The 22190-nt window shown below is 45.0% G+C and carries 17 protein-coding genes and 1 pseudogene; 7 read left to right on the forward strand and 11 right to left on the reverse strand.

From position 1 onward, the window contains the following. Positions 1 to 20: 20 nt before the first annotated feature. Positions 21 to 686 (reverse strand): annotated as a pseudogene (locus LAY41_RS17780) (ImmA/IrrE family metallo-endopeptidase); the annotation flags it as partial. Continuing rightward, positions 683 to 1042 (reverse strand): helix-turn-helix domain-containing protein, encoded by a 360-nt coding sequence (locus LAY41_RS17785; RefSeq protein WP_249069613.1) that lies wholly within the window; start codon positions 1040 to 1042, stop codon positions 683 to 685. The pseudogene LAY41_RS17780 and the gene LAY41_RS17785, both read right to left, overlap by 4 nt. 164 nt (positions 1043 to 1206) lie before the next feature. Here LAY41_RS17785 and LAY41_RS17790 point away from each other — a divergent pair, with 164 nt between their 5' ends. Genes LAY41_RS17790 through LAY41_RS17800 form a run of 3 tightly spaced genes read left to right on the forward strand, consistent with a single transcriptional unit; the run spans position 1207 to position 4822 of the window. Beyond that, positions 1207 to 1794, forward strand: a complete 588-nt coding sequence (locus tag LAY41_RS17790) for a methylmalonic aciduria and homocystinuria type D protein (protein WP_249100789.1) — start codon at positions 1207 to 1209, stop codon at positions 1792 to 1794. Beyond that, positions 1791 to 2600, forward strand: coding sequence for a PD-(D/E)XK nuclease family protein (locus LAY41_RS17795; protein WP_249069611.1), 810 nt, complete (start codon positions 1791 to 1793; stop codon positions 2598 to 2600). The genes LAY41_RS17790 and LAY41_RS17795 overlap by 4 nt, the downstream gene beginning before the upstream one ends. An 8-nt stretch (positions 2601 to 2608) precedes the next feature. Continuing rightward, positions 2609 to 4822, forward strand: coding sequence for a Piwi domain-containing protein (locus LAY41_RS17800; protein WP_249100792.1), 2214 nt, complete (start codon positions 2609 to 2611; stop codon positions 4820 to 4822). Positions 4823 to 4926: 104 nt separating this feature from the next. On the opposite strand, the gene LAY41_RS17805 is transcribed toward LAY41_RS17800, so the two are convergent. The 3 genes from LAY41_RS17805 to cobJ all read right to left on the reverse strand — a co-directional run bounded on the left by LAY41_RS17805 (position 4927) and on the right by cobJ (position 11943). Then, positions 4927 to 5571, reverse strand: coding sequence for a type I restriction endonuclease (locus tag LAY41_RS17805; RefSeq protein ID WP_249100796.1), 645 nt, complete (start codon positions 5569 to 5571; stop codon positions 4927 to 4929). A gap of 112 nt (positions 5572 to 5683) precedes the next feature. Further along, positions 5684 to 9667, reverse strand: coding sequence for a PAS domain S-box protein (locus LAY41_RS17810; protein WP_249100799.1), 3984 nt, complete (start codon positions 9665 to 9667; stop codon positions 5684 to 5686). 215 nt (positions 9668 to 9882) lie between these two features. Continuing rightward, the gene (gene cobJ / locus LAY41_RS17815; RefSeq protein WP_249100802.1) at positions 9883 to 11943 is read right to left on the reverse strand and encodes a precorrin-3B C(17)-methyltransferase; all 2061 of its coding nucleotides are present in this window, start codon (positions 11941 to 11943) and stop codon (positions 9883 to 9885) included. A 248-nt stretch (positions 11944 to 12191) separates the two neighbouring features. On the opposite strand from cobJ, the gene LAY41_RS17820 reads away from it, so the two are divergent. Both LAY41_RS17820 and LAY41_RS17825 read left to right on the forward strand, forming a co-directional pair. Further along, complete coding sequence (locus LAY41_RS17820) at positions 12192 to 12569, forward strand: hypothetical protein (RefSeq protein WP_249100805.1); 378 nt, start codon at positions 12192 to 12194, stop codon at positions 12567 to 12569. Next, positions 12566 to 12754: a hypothetical protein gene (locus tag LAY41_RS17825; protein WP_249100809.1), complete on the forward strand. Its 189-nt coding sequence runs from the start codon at positions 12566 to 12568 to the stop codon at positions 12752 to 12754. The genes LAY41_RS17820 and LAY41_RS17825 overlap by 4 nt, the downstream gene beginning before the upstream one ends. Before the next feature lie 131 nt (positions 12755 to 12885). Here the strand turns inward: LAY41_RS17825 and LAY41_RS17830 are convergent, their stop codons facing one another. The 4 genes from LAY41_RS17830 to LAY41_RS17845 all read right to left on the reverse strand — a co-directional run bounded on the left by LAY41_RS17830 (position 12886) and on the right by LAY41_RS17845 (position 16684). After that, positions 12886 to 14367 carry a glycosyltransferase family 87 protein gene (locus LAY41_RS17830; protein WP_249100812.1) on the reverse strand — a complete coding sequence of 494 codons (1482 nt, stop codon included), beginning with the start codon at positions 14365 to 14367 and terminating at the stop codon, positions 12886 to 12888. 153 nt (positions 14368 to 14520) lie between these two features. Continuing rightward, positions 14521 to 16080, reverse strand: a complete 1560-nt coding sequence (locus LAY41_RS17835; RefSeq protein WP_249100815.1) for an NAD(P)H-quinone oxidoreductase subunit N — start codon at positions 16078 to 16080, stop codon at positions 14521 to 14523. 126 nt (positions 16081 to 16206) lie between these two features. After that, on the reverse strand, positions 16207 to 16449 hold the full coding sequence (locus tag LAY41_RS17840; RefSeq protein ID WP_249100817.1) for a PIN domain-containing protein: 243 nt from the start codon (positions 16447 to 16449) through the stop codon (positions 16207 to 16209). Further along, a complete protein-coding gene (locus tag LAY41_RS17845) occupies positions 16430 to 16684 on the reverse strand; it encodes a hypothetical protein (protein WP_249100820.1) in 255 nt (84 codons plus the stop codon). Before LAY41_RS17845 ends, LAY41_RS17840 begins: the two co-directional genes overlap by 20 nt. A 372-nt stretch (positions 16685 to 17056) precedes the next feature. Between LAY41_RS17845 and LAY41_RS17850 the strand changes: the two genes are divergently transcribed. Then, the gene (locus LAY41_RS17850) at positions 17057 to 17626 is read left to right on the forward strand and encodes a Uma2 family endonuclease (protein WP_249100822.1); all 570 of its coding nucleotides are present in this window, start codon (positions 17057 to 17059) and stop codon (positions 17624 to 17626) included. 14 nt (positions 17627 to 17640) lie between these two features. On the opposite strand, the gene LAY41_RS17855 is transcribed toward LAY41_RS17850, so the two are convergent. Next, entirely contained in the window at positions 17641 to 17934 is a 294-nt protein-coding gene (locus LAY41_RS17855; protein ID WP_249100825.1) for an SUI1 family translation initiation factor, read from the reverse strand. A 574-nt stretch (positions 17935 to 18508) separates the two neighbouring features. Here LAY41_RS17855 and topA point away from each other — a divergent pair. Further along, entirely contained in the window at positions 18509 to 21184 is a 2676-nt protein-coding gene (topA, locus tag LAY41_RS17860) for a type I DNA topoisomerase (protein ID WP_249100827.1), read from the forward strand. Positions 21185 to 21454: 270 nt separating this feature from the next. On the opposite strand, the gene LAY41_RS17865 is transcribed toward topA, so the two are convergent. Next, positions 21455 to 21946 carry a DUF29 domain-containing protein gene (locus tag LAY41_RS17865; protein WP_249100830.1) on the reverse strand — a complete coding sequence of 164 codons (492 nt, stop codon included), beginning with the start codon at positions 21944 to 21946 and terminating at the stop codon, positions 21455 to 21457. Positions 21947 to 22190: the final 244 nt, after the last annotated feature.

Consider the following 22190-nt stretch of genomic DNA (forward strand, 5'->3'; position numbering starts at 1 on the left):
GACTTCTTTCGACTGGGTGCAGCACTACCCAGATAAATTTGCCGAGACCCTTCAGGAATGTGAATCCAGCCAAGGTTTTGTAATCGATTTGTAAGATTAGATATTGTCACACCAATCTCATCTGCCATTGCGTATAGGTGACGCCAGTTGGTTAAATCACGCCCCACTCGTTTCTTTTCCAAGATGTGTCGAGGCATTAGCAAACAGCTAGCGAAATACTGAGCTTGCCATTCCCTCCAATCAATCTGATTGTTAACACTGCTTTTATTAAGCCCAACGCTAGTATGGCGGCACAAGGACGGCTCTACAGTTAACTCATTATCTAGTAGACCTAGCTCCATCTGTTCTACAAGACAATCAGCTTTATCTTGGTCAACATGAAGTACCCAGTGACCAATTTCATGGGCGATGGTCGATGCTGCATATCCTTCGGATAGGTTTAGAATATCTTCATTAATCTCAATTAGACGTTCTAACGGCAGAATCCTAGCCGATATCGGCTCTCCGTTTTCAGGAGGTATGCTGTCCCAAACAACAGCCAGATCCAGAAAGTCTGCTACACGAGTGACATCTAAAGGCCATCTGGGAGAGAACTTGGGCGTTTCCTGCATCCGCCTGAGAAGGTCATTGGCCTGCTTCTCAATTTCTTCCTTATGATAATATTGATGCGGTTTGATTACGCTCAACTTTGGTTCTCCTCATCTTCTGGTTGTGCAGCTTCCTGAAAGACTTTTTGAGCAAAATTAGGATCTTCCTGCAATCGACGGAATAAAGCAGGCATCTGCTTGTGGTTTTGCTTAAAAAAATCCTCATCACGCTTGGGGATACGACCAGCGAGGTAAGTTAACTCTTCGGCGTCCAGATCCAAGTGGTGTGCTAAAGATCGAATGTATTCCTCGTTGAGGGGGTTGTCAGGGCGATCGTTTTCTAGTTTCGACAAGTAGGTAAAATGCACGTTGATTTCCTTCGCCAGTTCTTTCTGACTGTACCCCTTTTGGTTACGAGCGTCTCGGATAACTTTACCGAAGCTTGTTTGGTTCATATTCTTAGTTAGTATTTTTGTACTATCTTACCCTAAAACTACGAAAGAAAATAGCAATTAGCTTGACTAAATAGGCAACTTTGACTAAAAAATCAACTTCTATTAAGCGTCGATTTGGCGGATATCATGTAGAACATAGAGTCCCAAAAACACTATAGAACCTTATGACTTCTCCAAAAGTTTATACATTCCAGCAAAGCTCTCCAATCGAGCTAGTCACAGAAACGGGGCAAGAAGTTCAGATCTCTATTCACCAACCCAGTTCGTTCATGTCTAAAAACCTAGAGCGAGTCTTACCGGATTGGACTTTGCCTGTTGCCTGGGTTGTGGTTGTGTTGCAGCAATCCCGATTTGCACTAGGGGAGACTGCAACTCACATCGAGAGAGAGAAAGATCGGTTGCGGGAAAGGTTCATGCGCTTTGGCTGCACGGTGGTTTCCCATCTTCGCGACCAAGGATTCTTGGCCGATCTGATAGATCCTCGCGATGGTTATCCCTGGCTTTCACGTCGAGGAGAAATCCCTCACGATGACACAGCTGTAGTTACGGCGTTACTGGGCTTCCCAGTCACTACTGGTAACTGCTCTATAATAACTCACCCTAGCTGGGGTAATGCCGTCTACCCCAGTATCTTGATGTCTTCGGCTTCCCCGCAATTCATCAAACCTGCACTGAAAAAGGAGGCAATTCAGCAAGGCTGGAAAGATCCAACAAAATATTTGCAACTATCCCTTCCTGGAGTATTACAGTGAAGACTATTTGGCGACCGTTTGCCAGCTATAATCTTTGGTCTTTATTTGCTCCACCTGTAGGCCAAGAACGCTGGCATTGTGACATGAAGCGGGGTTTCCAAAAGGCTCGAAAGAAAGAACCATCTGTTGCAGCTCTTTTAGAGCAAGACAACACACCCCAGCGGATTGGTCATTTAGCGCAAAGGGTCGTCTACGAATTTCATCAAGAGACTTACCTGTTAAATCAGTCAGACGGTGTGGCGCGAGTGGCAGAGATTTTGGAATTGTACCAAGAGTCGGATGAAGTTCAGGAGCGAGTGATTTCAATTCTGAAAAATTACCAGACTAATCCAATTTTAGTTGGAAAGACAATCATTCATCTGAACCGAGGGGATGAGGGATTTCCTACACCAATTACTATCCAGCAGGGGAGTTATATTTTCAACTTTTTTGCTGCTATCGACTGCATTTTTACAGAGCCAGATGGTACACTGCACATTTTAGATTTCAAGACGGGTAAATCTGACTTCGATCGCCGACAGGGATTTGTTTACCTACTGGCAGCTAACTATCTCTACCCGCACTCTAAAGCTATTGCCTCATTTTATAACTTGGAATCCGGTAAGTGGTCAGAGCCAATTTCTGCAACCGCTGCCCAGCTTAATGCCATCCAGATTGAGTTAGCGCGGATAGCCCAGCTGCATGACTTGGAAAAAAAACGTTACAGGCAAAATCCAGACGATTTTGCCCAAATCTTTCCACCCAATTCGGGTATTAACTGCCAATACTGCCCATTTAACTCAATTTGTGAATTTTCTGTCTCTTAGGTGAGGCCATGACTAATTTTCAAGCTACTCAAACTCCCACATTTTTGAGCGAGATTTTCCCGCTAGACATCTCACAGCCTAATTTCATGTGCTTCCGGCTGAGTCCTGAAATTGAACGGAAGGATGGCAACCGCTTGAGTTTTCATTTCAGTCGGGAATTAACCAGTATAGTTGTTATCTGGAATGACCCATATTTCTATGCTCTGGGAATGCCGAATATATCCTTGCCTTCCCTACAAAAGTGGAAAGATATACTAGCGGATGTTCAAGAAAAATTAAAGGGTTTTGGCGATCGCTACTACTCAGTCCAATTGGTGCGCCAGCGACACTTGACACCTTTTATCAAGGCGCAACTAGCTTTTCAGGTTTTGAGGACAACTAAATTTGAAGAACCGCTAATTCTGTCTGATAATAAGGTTGAAGTTAGGCGAGAAATAGATTATTGGCCAGAAACTATCGAACTGCCAAATAGTTTACAGCCTGCTCTGGCTTTAACAGTTCATAGCAGTCTACTCTATCGGAGCAATTTGGAAGATTTCTATGAAAATCATCCTTATCGGCAAAACTTTAAAACCCTTTTGAAAGGTCTAAAAGTTCGAGATATTGAATTTGATTGGAGTTACGGTACTATTAGTAATTTTCCGGGGAATGTGGGTGAACATAGAGAAAAACTAATCAAGAAAGCAAACCGTGAAAGCAGCAAAAAAGCTTTATTGAACGCTCCAGACGACCAAACTCTAGTTACCGTACAGTTCAGAAACAGAGAGCAACGTGACTATCCTATGGCCTTTCTTCGCCCCTGCGTTACATCTGAAACAGCTGACAGATTTGAAGTAGACTATGGAAAGTTGCTTAAGGGGACAAAGATTGGTTATAAAGAACGAACAGACCTCCTGGCTTCCTACAAACAAACGGCTGAAATGGCTCTAGATGCTTATGGATTTCAAATGGAGCGTAGTATCAACAGCCGTCAATATCCAGAATTATTTTGGCAACCGCTGAAGCCGCTTGATGAAACACCACTGGAGTTTGGAAAGAAATTCATTGGCAAAAGAGGAGATGTTCTCAAGGGACTCTCTGAACGCAACGGTGGTGTTTATAGCCGTCACAATGATTATCGCGATCCCTCAAGACCAATTCGCATTGCAGCTGTAAAGCTTTGCGATTTAAGTGTAAATTATTTTTTAGACGAAGTTATTAAACGTTTAAAAAGCTATGGTTTTAATAGTGAGATAGTTACCAGAAAAGCAGTAGTGGTTAACAATTTGATAGGGGCTGATGCTAGAGCAGAAGTAGAGAGATCGGTTGATGAATTAATGGAAATTCCGACTGACATTGTATTGACATTTTTACCTCAGAGCGATCGCAACACTGATAAGGACGACGGAGGCAGCCTGTATTATTGGGTTTACTCACGCTTGCTCCGCCGTCAGCTTGCTAGCCAAGTAATTTATGCCCATACATTGAGCAGTGTTGAACCCCGCCAAATACTCAATCAAGTGATTCCAGGAATTTTGGCGAAGTTAGGAAATTTGCCTTTCATTCTGGCTGAACCTTTAAAGATTGCTCACTATTTCATTGGTTTGGATGTTTCCAGAGAATCCAAGGAAAGGTTGCCCGGAACAGTTAATGCTTGTGCTAGTGTGCGACTTTATGATACCCAAGGGAAGTTTATTCGCTATCGTATCGAAGATGCTTTAATTGAAGGTGAAGAAATCCCTCAACGACTTCTAGAAACATTGCTTCCCGCTGGTGAAATGAGGGACAAAACTACCTTGATTTATCGGGATGGTTCTTTTTGTGGTCAAGAAGTCGAGCATTTAAGGAAATGGGCAAACGCAATTAAAGCTAAGTTTATTTTGGTGGAGTGTCGCAAGTCTTGTATTCCCCGACTATACAACCTGAATCATAAAATTGTCACAGCACCGGAAAAAGGCTTAGCGTTTCGTTTGTCCTCTCGTGAAGCAGTTGTAGTGACAACTAAGGTTTCTGAAAAGGTTGGGTTGGCTCGTCCCCTACGTTTGACAGTGCATGAGGATGGACATCAAGCATCAATTGAAGATGTTGTAGAAACCACTCTTAAACTGACGTTACTGCATCATGGATCGCTACAAACGCCTCGGTTGCCGATGCCACTTTATGGATCTGATCGCATGGCTTATTTGCGGTTAAACGGGATTTATCCGAGTATGTTGCAGGGCGATCGCCAATTTTGGCTATAAGCTCATCGTTCTATATTTGGCAGCATCCCAAAAGACTCACGGTTGCGATCTCCTTCCCGATCGTATTATACTTGTGGGTCAAGATCGATCGCCCATACCTATCCTTACTGTAGAACCAAACCAATAATTCTCTTCATCACCCGCATAACTTCATATAGCTCGTTAGTCTGAGGGTTAGAAAGAGTAAACTTATTTGAGAAACCATACTGACGCACCTGTTTATTGAGCTTAATAAAAATATAGTCCTCACCATTTGTTATCATCCCAAAAGTTGGCATTTCTGAAGTAGGATTTGCCATCATATAAGCTAAAGTTTGCGGCAGAGCTTGTCTAACGCTAAAACCATAGCGCTTCGACTCGATTAACACCACCCAAAGTTTATTTCGCACGACCAAAGCATCAATAAACCCTTCTAATATGGGTTCCTCTTCGCCTCCCCCTTCAATTTCCACCTTCACATATTGCTCTCCCAGAACCTTAAAAGGCGGATCGCACAATCCCATTAATTCTAAAAGCGGAGACAGCATAATAATATTGACCGTGCCTTCTGTTATCGGCCCCTCTCCTGCATAATAGAGGTATCGATTTTTAAGCCGATTCAGTGATTGTTTTTCGCTCTCGCCGATTTCAGGAAGCTCCTCATACCATTCTGTGAAAAACTGGGGGTCAGTCGCCTCGCTGAGATTAAACTTGCTGCGAATGTCGTTCAGATTAGTAATCGCTTTGGTAATTCCAACAGTTTCAACCATAATTGATCGCGCTTTTTTCTTTTATTATATCTAAAATGGTTAGCCAGTATCTCTAGTTTAGCAAGTGCGCCGTATTCCTCTCCCAATTCCCGAAGTATGCTAGCATTCATAACTAACGTTGCTGCTGAATCGGAATCTGAATGACAAACTCCGCACCCTGCCCAGGTGCTGAAATACACGCCAATTGGCCCTTATGCTTATCTATAATCTGGTAGCTAATGGACATTCCCAAACCCGTACCCGAACCTACTGGTTTAGTTGTAAAAAATGGATCGAAAATCCGTTGCCGTACTTCTTCTGTCATTCCTGGGCCATTATCGGCAATCCGAACGATCGCTCGATCGCTCTCATTAATTTCTGTAGAAACGCGAATCTCCGGATTTTGGATTTTGGATTTTAGATTTTGGATTAGGGATTTCTCTTCTGCCCCGCTGCCCCCCTGCCCCGCTGCCTCTTCCAAAGCGTCGATCGCATTATTCAAAATATTCATAAACACCTGATTTAGCTGTCCGGCGTAGCACTCCACTAGCGGCAGGTTGCCGTATTCTTTGATGACTTGAATCTCTGGACGATTCGTTTTTGCTTTGAGACGATTTTTCAAAATCAGCAGAGTGCTATCAATCCCTTCGTGAATGTCCACCTTTTTCGTCTCGGATTCATCCAGTCGCGAGAAGTTTCGCAAGGATAAAACAATCTCACGGATGCGATCGGCCCCCATTTTCATCGAATCAAGGATTTTGGGCAAGTCTACTTTAATGAAATCCAAGTCAATTGCTTCAGCTTCTTGTTGAATTTCTATTACGGGATTTGGATAATTTTCTTGGTAGAGATGAAGTAGATCGATCAATTCTTCGGTATACTCTTTGGCAGGGGTAATATTGCCATAGATGAAGTTAACGGGATTGTTAATTTCGTGAGCGACACCAGCAACCAGTTGACCCAGACTGGACATTTTTTCACTTTGCACGAGTTGAGCTTGAGTTTGTTGAAGTTCGCGCAGAGTTTGTTCTAGCTTGGTCGCTTGCTCTTGGGCTTTCACAGCAGCAATGCGAGTTTGTTTGTAGAGTTCGGCTTGATCGATCGCGATCGCCAATTGATCGGCAACTGCTTGCAGCAGTTCCACTTCAGCATCGCGCCAAGGTCGAGAACCGCTAGAGTGACTGCAACTAACTATACCAATTTCGCCGGATTTTGTATGTATTGGCAGTGCCAATAAAGCCGTGTAGCTTAAGCTAAAAAATAATCTTCGCTCTACTGGATCGGTCAAAGTTCTAGCATTGTCCACACGAGTTATTTCCTTATTAAAAACCTTAATCGCCAATAACCCAAGCGCTGTCACACGAACCGAGTGACCTAACAAACTGGGGAATGCTAAATTCCTAGCTTCCTGAACAAATTCCCAGCTACCGGAAGGATGAATCAATTTTTCTTCTTCACTTTTTCCTTCTTCCGGTCGATACCAAATAAACACGCAGCGATCGATCTGCAACATATTCCGAATCTCTTGCACAGCTGTTTCCAGAATAATGTTGATGTCTAAAGAACTGCGAATTTGACTGGCAAGTCGGTTGAGCAGTGCTTCTCTAGTCGCCAATTCTCGGTATTTTGCTTCACTTTGCCGTAATTCAGACTCAGCACGCTTTTGTTCGGTAATATCTTTCACAATCGTAGCTATAGCTATCGGCTGACTTGTTTTAGAGTCTTTGATACTGAAGACATTGGAATAAATTGGTATGCTGTTGCCCGTCTTAAAGTTTCTAAAGCGGAACTCTCCTTGCCAGCGTCCCTGTTCCATCACAACTGGTAGAATTTCCTCTCTAAACTCGGCTAAATCTTCTGGCATAAAATAGTCAAATAGCGTACTTTGCTTGAGTTTTTCCAATCCCTCAATCCCTACCAGCTTTTGACCTGCCTCGTTGAGAAAGATAGGATGCCCGTCAAGCGTGGCCATGCCAATAAAGTCAGAGCAACTTTCTATAACGGCTATTAATTTTTGTTGTTCTTCTTCTGCTCGCTTGCGATCGGTGATATCAAAGCGAATCGCCAAGTATTGGCAAGGTTTTGCTCCCTCACCTAACAAGGGGACAATGGTTGTATTTACCCAGTAAAAACTCCCATCTTTAGCTTTATTCCTAATTTCTCCTTTCCAAATTTTTCCGTTTTTAATGGTTGTCCACAGGTTGAGGATAAATTCTTTGGAATGATAGCTCGAATTGATAATTCGATGGTCTTGTCCAACTATTTCTTCTCTGGAATATTTAGATAATTCGCAGAATTTATCGTTGACGTAGGTGATTTTTCCTTGGCGGTTAGTGATAGCGACAATAGCGGCTTGATCCAAAGCAGATTTGAGGTCGGATGAGTCCTTGAGAGATTTTTTGAGTTCCTCCTCCGCTTGTTTGCGATCGCTGATGTCTTGAATTACTGCAATTTCATACTTCGGCTCTCCAGCTAGAGAACGTACAACCGACACAGTGAGATTTACCCAAACAATCCTGCCTAACGGAGTCAGGTAACGTTTCTCCATTGAGTAAGTTGGAATTTCACCCGTCATTAGCGATCGAAACTGCGTCAAGTCGGCCATCATATCATCTGGATAGGTAATATCCTCGAATGAGAGCTTGACCAGTTCCGCTTCGGTGTAACCAACGATGTCGCAAAACCTTTGATTCACTTTGATAAACTGACCGTTTAGTCCGCAATGGCAGATGCCGATCGCAGCCTGCTCAAATGTGATGCGGAATTGCTCCTCGCTTTCCCGCAATGTTTCCTCAACTCGTTTGCGATCGGTGATATCGGTAGAAATGGAGCATATTGCATAAGGGACGCCGCTACTGTTGTAAAGAGGAAATTTGACGGAAATATACGTATGCAGCCCGTCGTCTTGAGGAACAACTTCCTCACTTTCGATAGAAGTTCCAGCAGCGAATACCTTAAGATCGTTCGCCCGCAATTTATCAGCTATCTCATGCGGATAAATATCGTATGGTGTCTTGCCTTTGATTTCCTCTCGGTTAATATGGAACAGAGTTTCAAACCGACGGTTGATCAGATTGTATCGACTTTCAATATCTTTTACAAAGATAACCGCTGGAGAGTTATCCATAATTGCCATAAGCTGTTGTTGGCTCTCGCGCAGCGCTTGTTCGGCTCGAACTCTGTCGCTGATGTCAACAAATAAACCTATGCCACCAGTCACAACTCCATTGCCATCAAACAACGGTGCTGTCCAGAGGCTGACATGGATTGGCGAACCGTCTTTTCTTTGTCTGCGTAATTCCAAACCAACCTGTTCTTCGCCCTGCAATTCAGTCTGAAGTATGGTGCCGAACTCCTCCTGTTGATCAGGAGGAATAATTGGCAAAGGTTTATTCAAAACCTCAATTTCGCTCCAGCCAAAAAGCCTCTCTGCCGCTGGATTCCACATCGTTACATTTCCATCGTTATTGATAGTAGTAATAGCTAATGGCGAAGCTGCGATTAGCGTTTGCAAAGTTTGGTTGGTGGTTCGCAATTCTTCAATAGCTTGTTTGCGTTGCGCTTCGCTTGCTCTTAATTCTTGAGATGTCCGCTCTTTTTGGGCAATTTCGTTCTGCAATTGCTCGATCGCTTGGCTTAATTGGGCGGTACGTTCTTGGATTCTGCTTTCCATCTCATCATAAGCTTTTTGCAGCGCCTCTTCTGCCAGTTTGCGTTCCCCGATCTCCACTTCCAATTGTGCGGGACTCGGTAACGCCAGTGCCTTGGGAATTATTGACACCAGTCGTATCGATGTATACCCGGATAGTACAGCGGTGAAAGCTTTCAGAAAACCGGATAGCCAGTAGTCGGGATGCCAAAGCGTCCACACTTCCATAATGTGGGTTGTGCCGCAAGAAATTATGAAAGCGCTAAATAACAAGAATATGCCTGAATATGGCAAATCCCGTCGCTTTTGGACAAAGTAGAAAAGCAGGATCGGGATGGAGTAATATGCCAGCGCGATCGCACTATCCGACGCGATGTGCAGCCACACCAATCCTGGCTTCCAAAGGTAGCAATGGCCATGTGGAATAAATGGCCCTTGAGCAAAAAAGCTTTGCAAAAATTCCGGCATCGATTCACCTATGTATTCTTACTTAGTACGAGTCTCTGTAAGGTTTATAATAAGATTTAATACTACTTAAAAAATGCTGAATAATTTTATACTTAATAAAATTTTAAGCTAAAATGCTATTAAGTTATATTAATACAACTAAAGCGGAATGTGGGTTAGAAACCCGGTTTCTTCAAGAAACCGGGTTTCTAGGTGTTCAGTTTATTTACGCCCACCTACTTGATCGCTTCGCTTATTTTGTAACCGCGTGGAGTAATCATCCATTCGGCGTGGGTGCGAGTATTGGAGTTACCTATTATAACAGTTGTCAGCATATCGATGCACTCTTCCAGCATTTTATCCAGTTTAGTGAGAGTTATCTGCTCATCTTGGCGATAGGCATCTCTGACAAGTGCAACTGGTGTATTAGGATCGCGGTATTGCAAAAAAATAGCTTGCGCGATCGCAATTTGTTCGGTTCTGGTTTTCGATTTTGGATTATACAAAGCAGTCACAAAATCTGCCATCGCCGCCGCTCTTAGTCTCCTCTCAATAACTTCCCAAGGTGTGAGCAAATCGCTTAAACTAATTGCACAGAAGTCGTGCATCAAAGGCGCACCCACGCGAGATGCAGCGGATTGCAATGCAGTAATGCCAGGAAACACTTGCACCCCAGGAATTTTACCATCCCAACCTTGTGCTTGCAGTTCCTCCATTACCAAACCAGCCATTCCGTAAATGCCACAATCTCCAGACGAGACAACCGCTACAGTTAATCCCCAATTCGCAAGTTCGATCGCGCGTTTGGCTCTTTGCACTTCCTGAGTAATCGGTAAAGCTTCGACAATTTGACCGGGACGCAAGAGAGGGGAAATCAAATCGATATAGAGAGAATAACCGATCGCAACATCTGCTTGGTTAACCGCAGTTTGAGCCGCTGGCGTCATCTGATTTAATTGTCCTGGGCCTGTCCCAATTAGGAATAATTTACCGATGCGATCGGTATATTCTTTTTCCGCTAGGGCAATAGCTATTGTTACTGCTTTACCTTCTTTTATGGTCAGCGACGGTTCGATCCCCCCTGCCCCCCTTAACAAGGGGGGTTGTGATGATTCCCTCCCCCCTAACAAGGGGGGGTCCGACTCCCCCCCTTTCGTAAGGGGGGGTTGGGGGGGGATCTCCATTCGGAAAATCTGCTTTCTAATCAACAATGTTTGACAACCAGATGCAGAAATAGCAGCAGCTTCGGCTACGCTGGGAGTACCTACTTCTGCTTCTACCACCGCCGAAGGATTGGGAACGGTAACGGAACGCAGCACTTCGGGTGGAAAAGTGCGTAAAGGCCATTTTTTTTCTTGACAAATTTCCACTAATCCCACTTCATCGGCTTTGATATCGATGGTAGCAATACCTGCGATCGCACCCAAAGCCAAATGATTCGCCTGAAACACTTGTTCGATCGCTTTTTCTATTAATTGTTTCGGCGTTCCTCGTTCGCATCCTATCCCCACCCACAATACTCTGGGATGCCATTGCACTTTGGGAAAATCCGATTCTGGTGCGAATTGTCGCTGTGTAAAACTAATCCAAATTCTGGCATGGGGACGCCCCCCCTTCCCCCCCAATGTTGGGGGGGATAAGAGGGAGGGAGGAAATTGTTCCGACGATCCTTCAAAATAAAATGGATGTCCTTCGGGAAGATGAGATTGCCACAAAGTAGAACCGACTTCCTGAATTACTTGTACTGCTTCCCCTCTGGAGATTGCAGCAGCTACTTTTGTCCAATCTCCGTCACCTTTATGCCAACCAAAAGGAACGCCTAAAGTATCTACGGCGGGTAATCCCAATCCGGCGGAAGCACCTGTGATGACTGGTGTGGCGTTGAGTTGGAGTGCGATCGCATTTGCCAGTTTATCAGCGCCGCCTTGGTGTCCGCTACACAAAGCGATCGCAAATTTACCCGCTTCATCAATAACTACAACAGCGGGATCGCGAGATTTATCCTCCAGCAGAGGTGCAATCAACCGCACAACTGCGCCAGTTGCCAAACAGAAAATAAAACCCCGGTTTTCCTGCCAAATATTAGATAGATGTTCTTTCAGCGAACCAGTATAAACCCTTGTTGTGGGGTGGGCATCTCCTCTTGTGGGGTGGGCATCTTGCCCGCCTCCCAAAGATTCTGGCACCCAGAGAGTTGCACCTATTGCCTGAGTGAGGGGCAATAGGCGTTTAGCTGCGGTGGGGGTGGTTGCGATCGCAGCTAAGGGCTGATATTCTTCAAAAAGTAATTTACTCAAGGCAAAACATCAATATAATTTAGCGACTTGCATAGAGTAGCTTAACCTACTAATGCCCCTTGCACTGGAAAAAAACCCGGTTTCTGGGTTGTAGTAGCGATCGCATTTTCCATCAACGACCAAATATCGCACTTTACCAACAACATCATTTTTCTGGGAAAATCTGGGTATTCGTGCAGATGTAAAACGATGACGGGTGGATAGCTAAGGCGCTTTTTGTCGCGGTATGCTGATCGAGTTCACTCAGTATGCCAATTTACAGTAATATTAAGACAAAGATCACTATTCCCTCAGAAATCCAAGCTCTCATTGATAGACTGAACCAAGAATTAGCTCAGATTGAGCGAGAAGCAACAGAAGGACTGAACTTAGCAAGACCGATCTTATCTCGTTTTCCAGATAATGTAATATTAATCGGGTCATTTGCTACTCTCAATAATGCTCTATTCTTTGTAGATAATTCCCGAAGGCGCATCCAGATTACTGTTGAGAGTATTTCCCCGGAAAATGTGCCAGCTTCGGTAATTCAGGAAGCAGGAGAAGATTTGGCAGAGTTGCAAGGGCGCATAATGGAAGCTAAAATACGGGTCAGTAGGATTGTCAATCGCTTGGAGAACTTACCGTGACACAATCATCTTTGACCCAAGAACAAGAAGCAGCAATGACTGAACTTTTGGAACTAACTAAAGATGCTGAAGAAAAACTGAGAGAAATGAGTAAATTTGCCGATGCGATCGCAGAAAAATATCAAAAGCGCCTGCATGAAATAACAATTTCAGAAGCACATAATTATGAAAGAATTACCGGATGAACAAACACTGCTAGAACTCCTTCAACTTGCTAAAGAAGCTGAATAAAAAGCTAAAAAATTTGCTGAGTGCGCTTAGCTGCGGTGGGGTGGTTGCGATCGCCCCTATGGGCTGATCATCTTCAAAAAGTAATTTACTCAATTTCCCTTTCCAATAACAATTGGCCTTTTGTTTTGTTTAGACTTAAGTGGGCAATTGCTAAAATACAGAAGCTCAATCCTACTATAGCGTAACTAGGACTTGCGGCAATTGTTTGTTTAAAAATTGAAGTTATACTTATAGGAGATGTACTCGTTTTCCAAGCTGGAGTCAGTAAATTATAGCCAATAATAGTGTGAATCAATAGGCAAAAAAATCCGGCACTCCAGAAACAGATCCTTTGAACGGTAAAATTATTATTTTTAACTTCTGTCAGCAGTTCATTTATCAAAAATACCCCTGCTAACACTAATATTGATGAATTGGCGGGTTGAGAATATGTGTATAATAGGCTTAAACAGGCAATTAAACTTACCTCTGATAAATCTATCTCTTTGACCAAATTAATACTTTTATTTCGCCTATAAATATAAAAAGAAATATAACCAATTGCTATAATTACAATTAAAGCTGATGTTAATTTAGACAAAATTAAACTGTTTTTAAATAGCCTGTAGCCTATGACAACAGCATCTATTCTTCCAGAAGATTTATCTGGAGCATTATAGAAATGTTGAAAAAATAATTCATAGCCTTGTTTATATAGTTGGATAAACTCTGGGAGTGAATTTCCAGTCATTAATAGTCCAATTACCGTCAATATAAGTGCTGTTATCACACAAAAAATTACTAACTTGAATCGTCTTTTAACCAAAAAGTATAAGACAAATAAAACAGCTAAAGGTGGCTTGATAGTGCTAATACCTAGTAAGACTCCAGCCAACACATTTCTACTTTTTTTTGCCTGGATAATTGACCACATAACCAAAGCAGAGACAATCAGAGCAACATTACCTACGCTGAGGCTGTAACTTGTTCCATAGACTAGGAAACAAGTAATCGCGCCAATTACTTTCCAATTTTTGCTTGGAGAATCTATCAGATAGGCACCACCCCAGATCAGAAAAATTATCGCTAGCAGGTTAGCAAAAACCCAAATCGTAGAAGCATGGTAACTTAAAAAGTAGCCCAGAGGGAAAATCAGGGGAATAATATTAGGTGGATAAACAAATGGCATAGCATTTCTAGGAGTTACAACTTGGACAAAATAGTTCACAAATGTTTGTGGTTGATAGGGATTCAACCCATTTAATACCATTTTACTGGCGACATAATACCACCGAAAGTCAGAGAGATAACCCCATACTGTAGTTAAGTCATAAGCTTTTAGTAAAGTTTGAACTACCCCCCATATTGTGATAGTTATAAAGAATAATTTTAAAGCTAAAATTACGCCAGATCGAAATAAGAAAATTGTTACTCTTTGCAGCAGAGGATGATTCAGACAAACCGAATTGTCTCGCCATTCAGAATTACCCAACTGTTCCTTGATGGCGCTGACCAGCAATAGAGCGATCGCCATTATCCAAATCAGGATTAATATCATAAATCTTGAAAATAAAGGTATATTTTCCATGAGATTTTGGCATCCTTAGACTGAACATAAAATGGTAGATAATCCCTGCCCAACAACTAAAGCAGTAACTTTTTCCTGCCAGGTAGCGAAGGGAGAGGGAGAGGGATTTAAAACTCAAACCTTAAAAAATTTCCCCTCCCAACTCCTAATTATTTACTCCCTGCTTAATGCTGATACCTGAGTGCTAACTTCAGCCACCTCTGAACTAATCACAGATGATTGCAACATCGGCGTGCGGCTAATGGAACTATTCGCCAAAGTAAACAGCGGGTTAGACAGAATCCCCGCTAAAGATGTGGCAATTACGGACAGCACCAAACCAACTTGCAAAGGTCGCATTCCCGGTAAATTCCAGCGAATTTCGGGATAATTCTTGACAGCATCTGACATTTCTTGCGGTTCTTTGACTACCATCATCTTGACTACGCGGAGATAGTAGTAAATCGAAATCACACTGGTTAGCAGTCCTAGCAACACCAACAGGTAGAGTCCAGCTTGCCAACCTGCCCAGAATAGATACAGTTTGCCAAAGAATCCAGCCAAAGGCGGAATTCCTCCCAAGGAAAGCAGACAAATGCTGAGTCCCAAGGTGAGGAGTGGGTCTTTTTGATACAAACCGGAGTATTCGCTAATTTGGTCGGTTCCCGTCCGCAGAGTGAACAGGATGACGCAGGTGAAGCCTCCCAGGTTCATAAATAGGTAAACCAGGAGGTAAAAAACCATACTGGCATATCCGGCTTCCGTACCAGCAATCAAACCAAGCATGACGAAACCAGCTTGGGCGATCGAAGAATAGGCTAGCAGCCGTTTCATGCTAGTTTGGGCGAGGGCGACTACGTTACCCAAAACCAAGCTGAGAATGGCGAGGGCGGTGAAGACAAAGTGCCACTGTTCGCTGACTAACGGGAAAGCTGTCACCATCAGGCGGATGGCTAGGGCGAATCCGGCTGCTTTGGAACCGACGGAGAGGAAGGCGACGACTGGGGTAGGAGAACCTTCGTAAACGTCAGGCGTCCACTGGTGGAAGGGTACGGCGGAGATTTTGAAGGCAATACCGGCGATCGCAAATACTAAAGCGATTACCAAACCCAGAGATTCACCCCGAAGGGCTATGCCAGTTGCGATCGCGCTTAACTGAGTTTCCCCACCCGATAATCCGTACAGCAAGGATAAGCCATACAGAAAGATGGCGGAACTGCTAGCCCCAATCAGCAGGTATTTCAAGGCTGCTTCGTTCGATCGAGGATCGCGCTTGGTGTAACCTGTCAGCAGGTAAGAAGAGATACTGAGAGTTTCCAAACTCACAAAAATCGTCACCAGCTCATCTGCCCCAGATAGGAACATCGCGCCAAGGGCTGCGGTCATTAAAATGACGATAAATTCGCCTAAAGGGGTGCCAGACTGCTCTATATAGCTGATGGACATCAAAATTGTCACGGCAGCAGACAGGGCAATGATAGCGCGAAACACGACACTGAGGGCGTCACTGTTGAAGGCACCCAGAAACGAGATAGTGTTGTCGATATCCCATTGAAAGTACAGGGCGACGATGGCGGCGAAAAGACCTGCGATCGCTACATAAGGCGTCCAGCGTGCAGAAGTCCGCCCCACAATCAGATCGCCGACCAATACCACAATGAGGGTCATAATGACAATACTTTCCGGCAATATTGTTCCAACATTCAGCTGGGCTACAAGTTCAGCAAAGCTCATAGATTGTATAGGTATTGGAGATTAGGCATCGAAACTGGGACAGTTAATATTATTTAATATTATGGCGTTTCAGGCTGCTTGCATCATAATTTTCTAAATAGTTCTAAGTTCGCCAGTTATCGAGCTTCAAACCGTAACCCAATCCTTGAATCCGCACACTTCTGCATTAGCAATAGCCGCTAAAAACTGCTGAATTCTGTCTTCCCGTTGAAGCTTGTGCCAGCCTTTGACAACCTCGGTGACTGTGATGACAGAAATAGTGTACTCTCCAAATACGTTTAGATAAACGGTAGCTCTGGCTAAGACGCGCTGATTAATACGCTTGCGGATTTCCGAAAAAATATCCGGATCAAGTAGCGCTTTGTCCAACTCTTTGATTTAAGGGATGTGCTGCTCGATTTCTCATGATATCAGCTATTATCTCATCAACCAATTCAGGTTCATCCTCCCACCCCCCCAGCAAGGGGTACTTGTCCACTTCTGCCACCGCCAGTTGTCTGACGGCTTCTGCAATCAATTCCTGTTTGGTACAGTTGTGTACCTTTGACAACCAATTTACACGCGCCAGAGTCGCTTCGTCTAGATCGAGTTCAATTTTTGCCATGTCGCCTGCCTTTTGCTATCCCAACCCCAAGCAATTTTAGCTTACTTCAGAGTCGCACTGCCAGACGCGATCGCCTTTTAGCAACTGCAAATTCCTATGTAGCAGTTGCATAAACCCAGAAACCCGGTTTCGCAGGACAATACCTTCGCCAAATCGAAAAATGCCTTGATTCGTAGGTTGGGTTGAGGCACGAAACCCAACAAATACGTTGGGTTTCGCTTCACGAAACCCAACCTACTAAAAAATGGCGAAGGTATTGGCAGGAGTTACCGGGTTTCTAAGGGCGGGGCAGTTTTACGTTTAATTATGCCCAAAGTCAAGTAATAAGTACATGATATAATTTTAATCACTCTTTAGGCTAGGTGTAAGGTTATGAGTCCTTTGACATTAAAACTAGACACCGTTCACCTGACAGACGAACAGTTCTACGAGATCTGTCAAAATAACCGCGAGTTGAAATTTGAACGAACTGTCAAGGGAGAATTAATTATTATGTCACCCGTGGGAGGAGAAAGCGGCAATCGAGAAGCCGACTTAATTATCGATTTGGGAATCTGGAATCGGCAAAACGGCCTCGGTTTTACCTTCAGTTCGTCTACTGTATTTAAGTTGCCTAATGGTGCTGACCGTTCTCCAGATGCCGCATGGATTCGGCGGGAACGTTGGGAAGCACTCACTCCCCAACAAAGACGTAAATTTCCCCCCATCGCACCGGATTTTGTCATCGAGTTAAGGTCAGCAACCGACGATTTAGAAATGCTGCGCCAGAAAATGCAGCAATATATGGATGCAGGGGTGCAACTCGGATGGTTGATTAATCCCCAACAGCAACAAGTTCAAATTTATCGCCAAGGACAAGACGTGGAAGTGCGAAATCTGCCCACAGAATTATCCGGTGAAAATGTATTGCCTGGATTTAACTTGAGTCTATCTCTTTATTAAGAAGCTTCTCAATCCTAGTCGGCGACATACCGCCATCCCGCTGGCTCGTATTCCCGCTGAATTCGCACCATCCAGTCACCTTGGGGGACAGTTATCGGCTTATGCTCTTCGTGGGTTAGAAGCGCTTCAGTCGAAAATACCCGCAGATAAAGGGTGCCATCGCGATCGTATAATTCAGCCTCTCCCTTGCTAATGCGGTGAGCGTGTCCCGTCACCTCACCTTCTGCTAAAGTCAAGTGCGGTAGCTTTTTCCCCTCTGTCTGCTGCGCTGGCAGTAAAATCACGTCGCCTTGTCGAATAGGCTGCATATATTTTTCTCCTAATCAAACAATAAACTTTAGAGTGAGTTTGCCTTTGTCTCCAAGCTGAAGGCACTTCTCTGATAGTTTCAAGTTACACGCTAGTATCTCTAACCGTCCAAAAACACCCCGTCAGTTACGGAAGTCAAGCATCTATTGATGAGAGTTTAATTATATACAAAGCCACTGACTTCGCTGTCAGCCCGCCTGGGGTTCAAACCCCAGGCTAATAGCTAAAGTCCACTTCAGTGGACTGAATATTAATCTGACTTGTGCTATTAGCCTGGGGTTCAAACCCCAGGCGGGTGTGGGCGACGACACTATTGGGATTTATGGTGGCATAATGCAGCAGCCAAACAAGAAAACCTGAGTATTTATGCTCAAAATATAAAATTGCACCCTAGCCATAGAAGTCATATATAAGTTAAAGATGAGATATCACTCGAATAAGTTTGGCTTTGAGCTACCTGCTGGGATAGGATAAAAACCTTCTGTCCCACGCCCTCTTTCCCTTAACTCGTGACATTTTGAGGCAATTCTCTAAATTTGACTGTCTAGCCTAGCTGCTATTCCCCTTGTTCCCATGTCAACTCTCGTTATAGTCGAATCTCCAACAAAAGCACGTACTATCCGCAACTTCCTGCCCTCCAACTACCGCGTCGAGGCATCGATGGGCCACGTGCGCGACCTCCCCTCATCTGCCGAAGAAATTCCCGAAGCGGTGAAAGGGGAAAAATGGGCGCAGCTGGGGGTGAATGTGGAGGCAGATTTTCAACCCCTGTATGTCGTCCCCCAAAATAAAAAGAAAATCGTCAAGGAGTTGCAACAGGCTCTCAAAGAAGCCGACGAACTTATACTGGCAACAGACGAAGACCGCGAAGGCGAAAGCATTAGCTGGCATCTGAAGGATCTGCTTAAACCGAAAATTCCCACCAAGCGGATGGTGTTTCACGAAATCACCCAAGAGGCTATCCGCGAATCCCTCAAAAACTGCCGGGAAATCGACGAACAGGTGGTACACGCCCAAGAAACGCGGCGGATTTTAGACCGACTCGTAGGCTACACGCTCTCACCGCTGTTGTGGAAGAAGATTGCTTGGGGATTGTCAGCTGGAAGGGTGCAGTCGGTAGCCGTGCGGCTGCTGGTGCAGAGAGAGCGCGATCGCCGCGCTTTCCGAATCGGCAGTTACTGGGATCTCAGAGCCGACCTGGAGCAGCAGAAAACCCCCTTTGAGGCGAAGTTAATCAGCCTGAGAGGAACAAAAATAGCTACGGGGAGCGATTTCGAGGAATCAACCGGGAAAATCGCCGCTGGACGGAATGTTGTTCTGCTCAATGAAGCCGATGCTGTAGCTCTCAAAGAGCGACTCACCGGCAAAACATGGACGGTGGCGAACTTGGACGAACGTCCAGTTACTCGCAAACCGTCTCCACCATTTACAACTTCGACGCTGCAACAAGAGTCGAACCGCAAACTGCGATTGTCTGCTCGCGACACGATGCGGATTGCTCAAAGTTTGTACGAGCAGGGCTATATTACCTACATGAGGACAGACTCGGTGCATTTGTCGGGGCAAGCGATCGCAGCTGCCCGCAGTTGCGTCGAGCAAATGTACGGCAAACAATACCTCAGCCCTCAACCCCGCCAATACACTACCAAAAGCAAAGGCGCACAAGAAGCCCACGAAGCCATTCGCCCAGCGGGTAACACTTTCCGCACACCCCAAGAAACCGGACTTAGCGGTAGAGAATTCGACCTTTACGACCTGATCTGGAAGCGCACCGTCGCTACCCAAATGGCGGACTCGCGCCAAACCCTGATCTCCGTTGATTTGCAAGTCGAAGATGCCGGTTTCCGCTCCAGTGGTAAGCGGATTGACTTTCCGGGATACTTGCGTGCCTATGTTGAGGGTTCCGACGACCCCGATGCCGCTATTGAAGACCAGGAAGTGATTTTGCCACCCTTGAAGGTAGGCGATCGGCCCAACTGCACCGAACTAGAAGCTCTAGGTCACGAAACCCAGCCACCCGCCCGTTACACGGAAGCTTCCCTCGTCAAAACGTTGGAAAGCGAAGGCATTGGCCGTCCCAGTACCTACGCCAGCATCATCAGCACGATTATCGATCGCGGCTACGCCCAGATGAATGCCAACGCCCTCATTCCCACCTTCACCGCCTTCGCCGTCACCAGTCTCCTGGAAAAACACTTCCCCGACTTGGTAAACACCAGTTTTACCTCCAAGATGGAACAGACCCTGGATGACATTGCCACCGGCGAAGCAGATTGGCTCCCCTACCTGCGGAAATTCTACCTGGGAGAAACAGGTTTGGAGACGCAAGTCAAGGAACGGGAAAACGAAATTGACCCCACCGAAGCCCGCACCGTCGAACTGGAGAACCTGGCGGCCAAAGTCCGCATTGGCAAATATGGCCCATATATTGAGGCAGATAATGGCAACGGTGTAGTCACCGCCTCTATACCCAAGGATCTGACTCCAGCCGATCTAGTCCCAGAGCAGGTTGAGGTGCTACTGCGCCAGAAAACCGAGGGGCCAGATAAAGTGGGCTTGCATCCAGAAACCGGGGAACCGATTTTTGTGCTGATTGGCACTTACGGCCCTTATGTTCAACTGGGCGAAGCTACTGAGGAGAACAAAAAACCCAAACGCGCTTCCCTGCTCAAAGGTGTCAACCTTGAGGATGTCACGCTGGATATGGCAGTTGGACTGCTGTCTCTACCCCGCAATCTGGGTTCTCACCCAGAAACCGGCAGCAAAATCCAGGCAGGACTGGGACGCTTTGGCCCTTACGTCGTCCACGATCGAGGCAAGGAAGGGAAAGACTTCCGTTCCTTAAAATCTAGCGATAATATCTTGACAATTGCTTTAGAACGTGCAATTGAGCTACTGAATGAGCCCAAAAAGGGACGGAACGGCAAAAACAGCAAGTCCAAGGAACCGTTACGAGAACTGGGCGCTCACCCTACTGATGGAGAGCCGGTGAATATTTACGATGGCCCCTACGGTCATTACATTAAGTACGGCAAAACTAATGTTTCTGTGCCGGAAGATCAACCTGTGGAAGAGGTGACCCTGGAAAAGGCGCTGGAACTTTTAGCGACTAAGGCATCTACCAAGAAATCGACTGCCAAGTCAAGTAAATCAACGGATTCTTCTACTAGCAAAAAGGCAACATCGACAACTAAGACCGCGACGAAAACTGCTGCAAAAACGACTGCTACGAAGAAGAAAACTTCATAAGTTATTGGTCATTGGTCAATTGTTAGTGGGTAGGGGAATTTCAAATTTTAGATTTTAGATTTCAAAAGTAAAATTTTGAATTGACGATTTTAAATCTGAAATCTGAAATTCCCTGACCGCAAATAGCACCAGCCGGGGGTCGCATTCCGTAACAGATCCAGGACTTACGCACAAACCTTGGTTTTGCCCCCCAAATCTGGGAGCCCCCCTCCTCATTCCCCCCAGATTTGGGGGGCTAGGGGGGAGAAAAGCGTAAGTCCTAAAGATCGCCTAATCTGCGATCGAGTTATCCTCAAGGCGCTGTCCTGGGAAAAACTTAGAATCTAATATTTGTTCTAAGTTATATGGGCATTCAGACGGGAAAGTTTCGTAGCTTAGAGACGTTTCCTGAACGGCTAAGTCTAACCCGTCTTGGTAGGCTTTTTCTTTAGCTTCGGGCAGGTAAGGTTTCAAACTGGGATTCTCTTCAAGCAGTTCAAGAATCCGTCGCCGCTGTTCCCGAATCGTACCAAGCCAACTATTAGAGCGATGGCTGGCCTGAAACTCCCACTTGAGTAAATGTCCCAATAAAATAGCCAAACGACTTCTTAATTTTTGGCGTTCTTGCTTGCCCAAAGATTCAATCTCCTCCACCAAGTTAGAGATATCCAAACAATCCCACATCCCAGAACGAAGAAATGCTGCTTGCTCCAGCGTCCAGGCGTGGAAGTCTGTCTCGTACAGTCCATCCGTATGGCTTACTTTTATTTGAGTTTGGGTCATTCGATGAAAGGATTTTGGATTCTAGGATTTTGGATTATTAACCTGACGGTATAGTTGGGGTCAAAGGCGAATCTGATAAAACCTACGCAAAAAACCCAAGAAACCGGGTTTCTCATGGGTGCGAAATCGCTGTAACAACGTATTTATCTTAAAGAAACCCGGTTTCTGCGTAAGTCCTGAACAAGATGCGATCTGTTTCACAGATCTGGGTAAAACCCAGATCTCCCTGCCCTAACCCCTCTTA

This window comes from Argonema galeatum A003/A1 (genome assembly GCF_023333595.1).
In the GTDB taxonomy this organism is placed as follows: Bacteria; Cyanobacteriota; Cyanobacteriia; order Cyanobacteriales; family Aerosakkonemataceae; genus Argonema; species Argonema galeatum.